We start from the raw sequence: 11884 nt of genomic DNA on the forward strand, positions 1-11884 counted from the left end.
CTCATCCCCGCCCGTTCAGGATCAGGTCCACGGCCGCGTCCAGGTCCGGCTGCTTGACCAGCACACGCACTTCCTCGTGGCCGTTGTCGAGGCGAAGGAAGCGACGCCCGGTCAACACGAGCTGTCCGGTGGCCGTGCCCCGGCTGCGGATGAACGTGCCCGGTGCGATCAGATCCGGCGGGAACTCGACCAGCGCGGGGTCCGGGTCGTGCCACTCGCCGATGTCTCGGAACTGGGGACGGAAGCGGTAGAGGACCTGCCAGTCACCGTTGGCGGGGCGGCGGTAGACGACACGGTAGCCGTCCTCCTCCGTCATGCGGTAGCGGACGCCGTACTGCTCCTGCTCCTCGTCGCAGACCCGCAGCGGCTCCGAGTAGCAGGGAGCGCCGATGCCCACGTCCACCAGCCAGGTCTCGCCGTCGAGCAGCACGCAGCCGAAGATGTGCTCCAGGTCGGGGCCGAACGCGCCGTTGACCTGTCGGATCGCGCCGGCAAAGATCCGGTAGTCGAAGCCGAGCCCCTGCAACAGCAGTCGGAACAGGCCGTTGAGCTCGTAGCAGATGCCACCGCGCCCGCCGGTGACGATGGTGTCGAACATCGCGTCGCCGTCGATGTCCACCTCGTCCCAGATGGCCATACCGCGATCCACCGCGCCGTAGACGGCGTTGTCGAAGGGTATCGACATCAGGTGTCGTTTCTGCACCGCCCGCAGGGTGGCGAGGTCGGTGTTGACCGGACCGGTATGGCCGATCACCGCCAGGTACTTGTCCACGTCAAACATCTGCGCGCTCCTCGTCGATCAGGATGACCAGGTAGTCCACGACCATCTCCGGGGTCGGGTAGTCGAACAGCAGCATCGGCGTCAGGGACAGGCCGGTCGCCTGAACTAGGCGGTTGCGCACCTCGACGGCGGACAGCGAATTGAAGCCGACCTCGAAGAAGGGACTCTCCGCATCGAGCGGGGTCTGCAGGGCCTCCTCCGCGGCGATCGTCGCCTCCGCGAGGACCAGTTCCAGCAGCACCTTGCGGCGTGCGGGTTCGTCCAGGCCGGCCAGCTGCGCGAGCGGTGCCGTCTCGGGTTCTTCGGTGGGCATGGCGTGGGTGACCTCTCTCGTGACGCTGCCGGACTGCAACCAGAACCTCTTGCGATCGAACGCGTACGTCGGCAGCTCGACGCGACGCGCCCGATGACCGGCGAAGAAGGCCGGCCAGTCCACCGCGTGCCCGCGGACGTGCAGGTGCCCCAGCGCGGCGACGGCGGCGCGAGGCTCGTCGGCCTCCCGCATGGCCGGGACGAACTCGACGTCGTCGGTCGGCTCGCTCAGGCAGTGCGGGCCCATGCCGCTGAGCACACCGCCGGGCCCCACCTCAAGGAAGGTGGTGACCCCACGCGCCTGCAGCTCCCGGACCGCCTCCAGGAACCGGACCGGGCGGCGGACGTTCCCGGTCCAGTGCGCCGCGTCGGCCAGCTCGGTTGCGCCTGCCTCCCGACCGGTCAGGGTCGACACCAGCGGGAGAGTCGGTGCCGCGTACGTCAGACCGGCCGCGACGGCCCCGAGTTCGGCGAGCATCGGCTCCATCCGGTGGGAATGACCGGCGTGCGACACCGCCAGCCGTTTGGTCTTGCGGCCCGTCGCCGCGAACCGTGCGGCGACCGCCTCGACCGCGTCCACGTCGCCGGAGACCACCACCGCGGTGGGTCCGTTCACGCCGGCCAGACCGACGCGGTCGCTGAGCAACGGCGCCACCTCCTGCTCCGACGCCTGCAGGGCGATCATCGCGCCACCGTCGGTGGGCAGCGCCTGCATGAGTCGGGCACGAGCGGCCACCAGCCGGGCGGCGTCCGGGAGTCCGAGCACGGCGGCGGCGTGCGCCGCCACCACCTCGCCGACCGAATGCCCAGCGACCACGTCGGGGCGCACGCCCCAGGACTCCAGCAGCCGGAACAGGGCCACCTCCAGCGCGAACAGACCGGTCTGGGTGTAGACCGTGTCGTCCAGCCGGGCGGCGAGGTCCGTGCCCGGGGCGGCGAAGACGACCTCGGCGACCGGGTGGGGCACGTGACCGGCGAGGGCGGCGTCCAGTTCCGCGCAGACGGCGTCGAAGGTCCGCCGGAATTCGGGGAACGCCTGGTACAGCTGCCGGCCCATCCCGGGGCGTTGGCTGCCCTGACCGGTGAAGATCACCGCGAGACGACCCGGGAGGGCGCGTCCGCTCACGACGTGGGGAGCAGGCTCGCCGGCGGCCAGCGAGGCGAGGGCGCCCAGGGCCTCGGCCCGGTCGGTGGCGACCACGACCGTCCGGTGCGGGAACGCGGTACGGGTGGTGCCCAGGGAGAGGCCGAGGTCGGCCAGGCGCACCGTGGGATCGTCCTCGATGCGACGCCGGAGCCGGTCGGCCTGGCCGCGCAGCGCCTCCGTGGCGCGGGCAGCCAACGGCAGCGGCACGAGCACCGGACCGCTCGCCTCCCGCAGCTCGTCGGTCGTGGTGGGCACGTACTGCTCCAGGATCACGTGGCCGTTGGTGCCGCTCACCCCGAACGACGAGACCGCCGCCCGACGTGGGCGGCCCACCTCGGGCCACGGACGCTGCTCGGTCGCCAGCCGGACCGCCCCGACCGACCAGTCCACCTTCGACGACGGCTCGTCGACGTGCAGGCTCGGCGGCAGGACACCGTGGCGGAGCGCGAGGACGGTCTTGACCACGCTGGCCACCCCCGCGGCGGCCTGCGCGTGCCCGATGTTCGACTTGATCGAGCCGAGCCAGACCGGGCGGTCCACCGGCCGACCCTGCCCGTACGTGGCGAGCACCGCCTGCGCCTCGATCGGATCGCCGAGGACGGTACCGGTGCCATGCCCCTCGACGAGGTCCACATCGGAGGCGCGCAGACCGGCGTCGGCCAGGGCGCGACGGATCAGCCGCTCCTGGGCGGGACCGCTCGGGGCGGTCAGGCCGTTGGAGGCACCGTCCTGGTTGATCGCGCTGCCACGGATCAGGGCCAGCACCGGATGTCCGTGCCGCTCGGCGTCCGACAGCCGCTCAAGCAGCAGCAGCCCGGCGCCCTCGGCCCACGCGGTGCCGTCGGCCGCGTCCGCGTACGCCTTGATCCGGCCGTCGGCGGCGAGTGCCCGCTGGCGGGAGAACTCCACGAAGGCGGTGGGATGCGCCATGACCGTCACCCCGCCGGCGAGCGCCAGTTCGCACTCCCCGCGCCGCAGCGCCGCGGCGGCGAGGTGAAGCGCCACCAGGGAGGAGGAGCAGGCGGTGTCGAGCGTGACGGCCGGGCCGTGCAGGCCCATCGTGTACGCGACCCGGCCGGAGAGGATGCTGCCGGAGCTGCCTCCGCCGAGGTACGCCTCCACCCCGTCGGGGACGCTGGTGACGTGTGCGGCGTAGTCGTGGTACATGGCGCCGACGAAGAGTCCGGTGTCGCTGCCGTGCAGGCTGGCCGGATCGATCCCGGCCCGTTCGATCGTCTCCCAGGCCGTCTCCAGCAGCAGCCGTTGCTGGGGGTCCATCGCCAGCGCCTCCCGGGCGGAGATGCCGAAGAATGGTGCGTCGAACTGGTCGGCGTCGTAGAGGAAGCCGCCGTGCCGCACGTAGGAACGGCCGGGGCGGTCACGCTCCGGGTGGTAGACGGCCTCCAGGTCCCATCCCCGGCCGGCGGGGAACTCCCCGATCGCGTCACGCCCCTCGGTGACCAGCTGCCACAGTTCGTCGGGGCTCGTCACCCCGCCGGGAAACCGGCACCCGATGCCGACGATCGCGATCGGCTCGGGCGGGGCGGTCCGCCACTGGTTCTCCTTGCGCAACCGCTCGTTCTCGATCAGCGAGGCCCGTAGCGCCTCGACCAGCTTCTCCTCGTTCACTGCCTGCACTCCCTCCGGTGCTGCGATGCGGATCCGATCGGTCATGCCGGCTCGGTCGTCGGGCCGAGCGCCCGGGCCAGAAGCTCGTCGACACCCATTCGTGCGATCTGGCCCACCGGGTCGTCGGCGTCGTCCCGCACGGGGGCGATACCGCGCCGCACCGCGTCGACCACACCCAGCGCGCGCAGACGGTCCAGGGGCAGTTCCGCCAGCAGGCGCCGGATCTCCGTCTCGTCCTCGCCACCGCCCGGGTCACGGTCGTGCCGCACGGGGTCGTCGGGGGCCAGCAGCTCGGCGAGGTGTCGGGCCACCGCCAGCGGCGTGGGATGGTCGAAGACGAGCGTGGCGGCCAGCGGCACACCGGTCGTCGTCGACAGGTGGTTCCGCAGCTCGATCGAGGTGAGCGAGTCGAAGCCGAGGTCCCTGAAGGCACGGTCGGCCTCGACACGGTCCGCCTCGCCGTGACCGAGGACACCGGTCGCGCCGCCGACCACGAGGTCCAACAGAGCCCGGTCTCTCTCCTCGGCGGACATCCGACGTAGCCGGGTGGGCAGAGGTTCCCCCGCCGAGGCCGGACGTTCCGCGCCACGGGCGAGGTGGCGCAGCTGTCGGGGCACCGCGCTGCCGGCGGACAGGTCCACCCGCGCCGCCACCACGACCGGGTCGTCGCCGGCCAGAGCGGCGTCGAACAGGGCCAACCCGGCCTCCGCCGACAGCGGTCGCAGCCCGGACTCGCCGATCCGGCGGCGGCCGGTGGCGGCGATGGTGCCGGCCATTCCGCCGTCGCGATCCCACAACCCCCAGGCGATGGAGAGCGCCGGCAGGCCGGATGCGCGCCGGTGTGCCGCCAGCCCGTCCAGGTATCCGTTCGCCGTGGCGTAGTTGGCCTGGCCAGCACCGCCGAGCCGACCGGCCACGGACGAGAAGAGCACGAAGGCGGCCAGGTCACGGTCGCGGGTCAGCTCGTGCAGGTGCCACGCGGCGTCCGCCTTCGCCCGCAGGACGGCGTCGAACCGTGCGCCACTCAACGCGGAGATCACGCCGTCGTCCAGCACCCCGGCCGTGTGCAGCACGGCGGTGAGCGGCACATCGGCGAGCAACCCCGCCAGGGCGTCACGGTCGGTGACGTCGCAGGCGACGATCCGGACGTCCGCGCCGAGCGCGGTCAGCTCGTCGGCGAGGGCCCCGGCACCAGGGGCGGCCGGGCCACGCCGGCTCACCAGGAGCAGGCGGCGGGCACCGTACCCGGTGACGGCGTGCCGGGCGAAGAGCGCGCCGAGTGCGCCGGTGCCTCCGGTGACGAGCACGGTGCCCTCGGGGTCCCAGCCTCGGGCGGGGGCGGCGGGGGCGGCACCGGTCCGTTCCAGCCGCGGCACCCACGCGGCGCCTGCGCGCACCACTATCTCGGGCTCGTCGGTGGTGAGCGCGGCGGCGGACAGCGGTCCGATCCGGGTCGGGTCCTCCACGTCCAGCAGGACGAACCGGCCCGGGGCCTCCAACTGCGCCGAGCGCACCAGACCGGCGAGCCCGGCGGCGACCGGGTCGTCGGCGGTGTCCCGGACGGCGACCACGAGCCGGTCCCCGTCGGTGGCCAGCCGGGGCAGCAGTTCGGTCACGGCGCCTCGCAGCGCGTCCGGACCCGGGTCCGCACCGACGTCGGTCAGGTCGACGATCCGCGCGCCGTCGCCGGTGAGGTCCGGCGGGAGCGTCAGTGCGACCAGGCCGGGCCGGAACAGGCACTGTGCCACGGTCGCGGCGCGCAGTTGGACGTTCGTCTCGGCGAGCGGCCGGGAGACCAGACGCGCCACGTGACCGACCGGCGTGCCCTGTTCGCCGGTCAGTTCCAGGGTGATGGCGCCGGTCCCGGCCGGGACGAGCCGTACCCGCAGCGCGGACGTCCCGGTGGGCGCGAGCGTGACACCGGTCCAGGCGAACGGGAGCCGGACCGGTACGTCACCGGCCGGCTCGGCGGCGAGCACCGGTTGCAGGGCGGAGTCGAGCAGGGCCGGATGCAGGCCGAAACGGGACGCCTCGTCCTGCTGGTCCCCGTCCAGACGAACCTCGGCGAACAACTCCTCGCCCCGACGCCAGAGCATGCGGAGGTTGCGGAACGCGGGCCCGTAGCCGAGACCGGTCGCCGCAGCGTCGGCATAGAACGAGTCCAGCGGCACGGGGTTCGCGCCGGGCGGCGGCCACTCCTGCGCAGCGTCGGGCAGGGTGGGGGCGTACGGGGAGACGTGTCCCGTGGCGTGCCGGGTCCACGTGGCGAGGCCGTCCTCGTCGCCCGCCGGTGCGGAGTGGACGTCGACCGTGCGTCGGCCGCTGTCGTCGGCGCCCCCCACGGTGACCTGTACGCGTACCGCGCCGTTCGGCGGTAGCGCCAGCGGGGCCTCGACGAGCAGTTCGTCGAGGTGTGCACAGTCGACCTCCCGGGCGGTCCGCAGGACCATCTCGACCAGCGCGGACGCCGGCAGTAACGGCACGCCCTCCACCGCGTGGTCGGCGAGCCACGGATGGGTGTGCAGCGAGATCCGTGCGGTGCCGAGCAGGCCACCGTCGGCCGGCAGTTCGGTGACGGCGTCGAGCAGCGGGTGCCCGGCCGGACGCAGGCCGCCGCCGGTCGGTGCCGCGCGCTCACGCAGCCAGTAGGACCGCCGCTGGAACGGATAGGTGGGCAGGGGCACGTGCCGGCCACCGGCGTCCGCGAGCAACGCCGCGCGGGCGACGGGCACGCCACGGACGAGCAGCGCTCCGGCGGCGGACAGGGCGCTCGCGACCTCGTCACCGTTCAGCATCGACACGAAGGCCGCGTCGGCGTCGTCCGGTACGCACTCGGCGCCGGCGGCGCAGAGCACGCCGCCGGGTCCGGGCTCCAGGAAGGTCCGGGCACCGAGGTCGTACGCGGCCCGGACGGCGTCCAGGAACCGAACCGGCTGCCGGACGTGTGACACCCAGTACTCGGGGTCGCAGAGGCGCTCGGCCCCGACCGGCCTGCCGTCGACGGTGGAGACGACGGTGCCCGTCGGCGGCCGGTACGTCACCGACCGCGCGACGGCGCGGAACTCGTCGAGCATCGGATCCATGAGCGGCGAGTGGAAGGCGTGCGAGACGACGAGCCGCTTCGTCCGGTGACCGCGCTCGCCCAACGCCGCAGCCGTGGCCAGCACCCTTGCCTCGTCACCGGAGAGCACCACCGAGCGTGGACCGTTGACGGCGGCCAGCCCGACGTTGTCGTCGAGGTACGCCGCCACCTCCATCTCCGTCGCCTGCACGGCGACCATCGCGCCGCCGGAGGGAAGCCGTTGCATGAGCTGCCCCCGGGCGGCCACCAGGCGGGCCGCGTCCGCCAGGTCGAGCACGTCGGCGGCGTGCGCGGCCGCGATCTCGCCGATGGAGTGCCCGACGAGCAGGCCGGGACGCACCCCCCATGATTCGGCCAGCCGGAACAGCGCCACCTCGACGGCGAAGATCGCCGGCTGGGTGAACTCGGTGCGGTTCAGCAGGTCGGGTGCCCCGTCGATCACTTCGGCGACGGGTTTCGGCAGGTGCCGGTCCAGTTCGGCGCAGGCGGCGGCGAACGCCTCGGCGAAGGCGGGGAAGCGGTCACGCAGCTCGCGGCCCATTCTGGGCCGCTGGCTGCCCTGACCGGTGAAGAGCAGCGCGAGTTGGCCGGCGACGGGCACCCCGACGATCGGGCGGGGAGGATGTCCGGCCTCCTCGGCCAGCGCCCGCAGTCCGTCGAGGGCGGCCTGGCGGTCGTCCGCCACCACCACGGCGCGGTGTTCCAGCAGCGGTCGGGTGGTGGCCAAAGACCAGGCCACGTCGACGGGGCGTAGGGCGGGGTCGGCCCGGAGCGCCTCGGTCAGGTCCACGGCGCGGGCGCGCAGCGCCGCTGCGGTGTGGCCCGAGAGGATCCAGGGCAGAGTGCCCGGCGGCTCATGCCCGGTCGGGACCTGTGCGGGCTCCTCCGCCTCGGTCTGTTCGAGGATCAGGTGGGCGTTGGTGCCGCTGACCCCGAACGAGGAGACCGCGGCCCGGCGGGGGCGTCCGGTCGAGGGCCAGTCCCGCCCCTCGGACACCAGACGTACGGCGCCGGCGTCCCAGTCGACCTCGGCGGTGGGCTCGGCGGCGTGCAGGGTGGGTGGTACGACTCCGTGCCGCAGCGCCAGCACCATCTTGATCACGCCGGACACTCCGGCGGCGGCCTGCGCGTGTCCGATGTTGGACTTGAGCGAGCCGAGCCAGACCGGATCGTGCGCCGCGCGGCCCTGGCCGTACGTGGCGAGCAACGCCTGGGCCTCGATGGGGTCCCCGAGCCGGGTGCCGGTGCCGTGTGCCTCCACGACGTCCACGTCGGACACGGTGAGTCGCGCGTTGGCGAGCGCGGCGCGGATGGCCCGCTGCTGGGCGCGGCCGTTCGGTGCGGTGAGCCCGTTGGAACGGCCGTCCTGGTTGACGGCGGAGCCACGGATGACGGCCAGCACCTCGTGACCGTTGCGACGGGCGTCGGAGAGCCGTTCGAGCAGCACCAGACCCACCCCTTCGGAGAGGCCGGTGCCGGCGGCGCCGCTGCCGAACGCGCGGCACCGGCCGTCCGGGGCGAGCCCACGTTGCCGGGAGAACGCGACGTACATCTGCGGAGTGGACATGACGGTGACGCCGCCGGCGAGCGCCAAGCCGCACTCGCCGCTGCGCAGCGCCTGACCGGCCAGGTGAATGGCGACCAACGAGGAGGAGCAAGCGGTGTCGATGGTGACCGCCGGACCGGAGAGACCGAAGGTGTACGCCACCCGCCCGGACGCGACGCTGCCGGAGTTGCCGATGCCGAAGTACCCCTCCGCGCCCGGTGGCAGCCGGTCCAGGTTGGCGCCGTACTCGTGGTACATCACCCCGGTGAAGACCCCCACCGGCTGGCCGTTGAGTGACGACGGGTCAAGCCCCGCGCGCTCGAACACCTCCCACGAGGTTTCCAGGAGCAGGCGCTGCTGGGGGTCCATGGCGAGCGCCTCTCGGGGTGAGATCCCGAAGAGGGCGGCGTCGAATCCGGCGGGGTCGTCGAGGAAGCCGCCCTCCTTGGCGTACGAGTGACCGGGCCGGTCGGGGTCGGGGTCGTACAGGTCGGGGGCCCAGCCCCGGTCGGTCGGGAACTCGGAGATGCCGTCCACACCGCCGGAGACCAGACGCCACAGGTCCTCCGGGGAGTCCACCCCACCGGGTAGCCGGCAGGCCATCCCGACGATGGCGATGGGCTCGTGCCGGTCGTCCTCCAGCTCGCGCAGGCGGCGGTTGGCCCGTTGCAGGTCGGCGACGGTGCGTCTCAGGTAGTCGCGGAGCTTCGCGTCGTTTGACATGGCGATTCCTTGCCGTCGGCGGTGCGGACCGGCCGGCCCGCCTCCTGGGAGGTGCTGCCCCGCGCCCGCCGGTCGGGCGGGTACGGTGCGCGGTGCAGGTGTTACCGGGGTCGGGTCCCGGCGGGGCATGGGGTCACCGCACGCCCAGCTCGCTGTCGACCAGGTCGAAGATCTCCTCGTCGCTCGCGGCGGCGAGGTCGACGGCTCTCTCGTCGGGCGCGGAGTTCCAGTCGGCGGTGAGCTGGCGCAGGCGGGCACCGATCGCGGTGCGGTCCGTCTCGTCCAGTTCGGTGCCGCCCAGCAGCGCTGCGAGCCGGTCCAACTGTTCCTCGACCAGCCCGGCGGCGGAGCGGTCGAGTCCCATCCGCTGGAGCAGGTCCCGGGCCACGGCGACGGGACTGGGGTAGTCGAAGACGAACGTGGCGGGTAGCCGGACGCCGGTGGCGAGGGCGAGCCGGTTGCGCAGCTCCACGGCGGTGAGCGAGTCGAAGCCCACGTCCTTGAAGGGCTGCTCGGCCGGGATGCCACTGCCCGTGGTGTGCCCGAGGACCGTGGCCGCCGTACGGCGGACCAGGTCGAGCACCTCCTCGTACCGCCGGGGCGGCTCCAGCGCCGCCAGGCGGTCGGTGAGCCCGCCGGAGTCCACTGGCGACGACGCGACGACGCGGGCCGGCCGACGTACCAGTCCGCGCAGCAGTGGGGGCAGGTCGCCGGTGTCGGCCAGTCGCCGCAGCACGGCGGTGTCGAGACGGCTGGCCAGCAGGACCGGCTCGGACCGGCCGAGCGCCGCGTCGAAGATGGCCAGCGCCTCGGCGGCGGTGAGCGGTAGGGTGCCGCTCTCCCGGCTACGGCGCAGGTCGTTCTCGCCGAGCCGGCCGGTCAGCTGGCTGCTGTCCGCCCAGAGGCCCCAGGCGAGCGAGAGGGCCGGCAGGCCGCGCTCCCGCCGATGGGTGGCGAGCGCGTCGAGGAACGCGTTGGCGGCCGCGTAGTTGCCCTGGCCCGCCCCGCCCAACAGCCCGGCCCCGGAGGAGAAGAGCACGAACGCGGCGAGGTCGAGTCCGGCGGTCAGCTCGTGCAGGTGCCAGGCCGCGTCGGCCTTGGGGCGCAGCACCGTGTCCAGCCTGGCCTCGTCGAGGTTGGCGACGAGCGCGTCGTCGAGCGTGCCGGCGGCGTGCACCACGGCGGTCAACGGATGCGCGGGCGGTACCTCGGCGAGCAGCGCGGCGAGCCGGGCCCGGTCGGCGACGTCGGCCGCGACGACGCGGACCTCGGCACCGAGCGCGGTCAGCTCCGCGGTCAGCGCGGCCACGCCGGGCGCCGCCGGGCCGCGGCGTCCGGCGAGGATCAGTCGCCGCACGCCGTGGCGCGTGACGAGATGCCGGGCCAGGAGGCCGCCGAGGGTGCCGGTGCCGCCGGTCACCAGGACGGTGCCCTCGGGATCGAGCGGGCGTCCGGCGGCGGGATCGGTGCTGGTCTCGGCACGGACCAGCCGGGGTACCGTGAACTCGCCGTCGCGCAGGCGTAGTTGCGGTTCGCCGAGCGTGATCACGGTGGCGGCGTGCTCGCCGGTCCAGGACTCGTCGTCGTCGACCAGCACCAGCCGACCCGGGTCCTCGGTCTGTGCCGACCGGACCAGCCCGGCGAGGGCACCGGCGGCGGGATCGGTGTCCGTGTCCCGGCAGCGCACGACGCCGACCGGCGCGTCCTCGCCGCGGGCGGCGAGCCAGCGCAGGAACCGGGCGGTGAGTCGCCGGGCCTGCAGGGCCGGGTCGGTGTCCGGGGACTCGCCGGTCAGGTCCAGGACGTCGACCGCAGCCGGGACGCCCGGGCCGGTCGGTGCGGCCGGCACCCAGTGGAGGCCGAACAGCGCGTCCGGGGGCAGGCCGTGGTCGGTGTCGAACGCGACGGCGGGTGCCGCGCGCAGGGTCATGCCGGCGACCGAGAGCACCGGCTCTCCGGCCGGGTCGGTCATCCGCAGTGAGATCTCGCCGGTGGGTGAGGCGGTGGCGCGGACCCGGGCGGTGGTCGCGCCGGTGGCGTGCAACGCCACTCCGGTCCAGGCGAACGGCAGCAGGGTCTCGCCCGGCCGAGGCTGTGGCAGATCACCGAGGTTGGTGACTTGCAGTGCGGCGTCGAGCAGGGCCGGGTGCACCCCGTACCCCGGTGCCTCGTCGCGCTGTTCCGCGGCCAGCGCCACCTCGGCGAAGATCTCCCCGTCGAGGATCCAGGCGGCGCGAACCGCTTGGAAGGCGGGACCGTAGGCGTAGCCACGGTCGGCCAGCTCGTCGTAGAAGCCGGTCACGTCGACCGGTCGGGCCCCGGCCGGAGGCCAGCTGTCCTGGGTCGCCGGGACAGCGGGCGAGCCGGGGGCGAGGATGCCGCTGACGTGCCGCACCCAGCTACCGCCCGTCTCGGGACGGGAGTGCAGGACGGCCGTGCGTCGGCCGTCGGCGTCGGCGGGGCCGACGCTCACCTGGACCACCACCGCGCGCTCGGAGCGCAGCGGCAGCGGCGCCTCGGTCAGCAGTTCGTCGAGGGTGTCGCAGCCCGTCTCGGCGCCGGCGTGCAGCAGCATGTCGATGAGGGCGGTGCCGGGTAGGAGGGTGGTGTCGTTGACGCGGTGGTCGGTGAGCCAGGGGTGGGTGGTGGTGGAGAGTCGGCCGG

The 11884-nt window shown here is 73.9% G+C and carries 3 protein-coding genes and 1 pseudogene; all 4 read right to left on the minus strand.

Annotated elements, in window-relative coordinates; genetic code table 11:
- Window position 1: 1 nt before the first annotated feature.
- On the minus strand, window positions 2-781 hold the full coding sequence (locus ACIBO1_RS29850) for an arylamine N-acetyltransferase (protein ID WP_396752289.1): 780 nt from the start codon (window positions 779-781) through the stop codon (window positions 2-4).
- Window positions 774-3914, minus strand: coding sequence for a type I polyketide synthase (locus ACIBO1_RS29855; RefSeq protein WP_396752291.1), 3141 nt, complete (start codon window positions 3912-3914; stop codon window positions 774-776). Before ACIBO1_RS29855 ends, ACIBO1_RS29850 begins: the two co-directional genes overlap by 8 nt.
- Window positions 3911-9220, minus strand: a pseudogene (locus ACIBO1_RS29860) (type I polyketide synthase); the annotation flags it as partial. The pseudogene ACIBO1_RS29860 and the gene ACIBO1_RS29855, both read right to left, overlap by 4 nt.
- Window positions 9221-9353: 133 nt before the next feature.
- A partial coding sequence (locus tag ACIBO1_RS29865; protein ID WP_396752294.1) for a type I polyketide synthase occupies window positions 9354-11884 on the minus strand: 2531 nt, incomplete at its 5' end.

It is taken from the genome of Micromonospora sp. NPDC049903, assembly GCF_044460945.1.
GTDB lineage: Bacteria > Actinomycetota > Actinomycetes > Mycobacteriales > Micromonosporaceae > Micromonospora.

What these genes read in the sequence shown, in the direction of transcription:
- ACIBO1_RS29850 (WP_396752289.1), bottom strand. Translation starts at nt 781, where the DNA reads ATGTTTGACGTGGACAAGTACCTGGCGGTGATCGGCCATACCGGTCCG.
- ACIBO1_RS29855 (WP_396752291.1), bottom strand. Translation starts at nt 3,914, where the DNA reads ATGACCGATCGGATCCGCATCGCAGCACCGGAGGGAGTGCAGGCAGTG.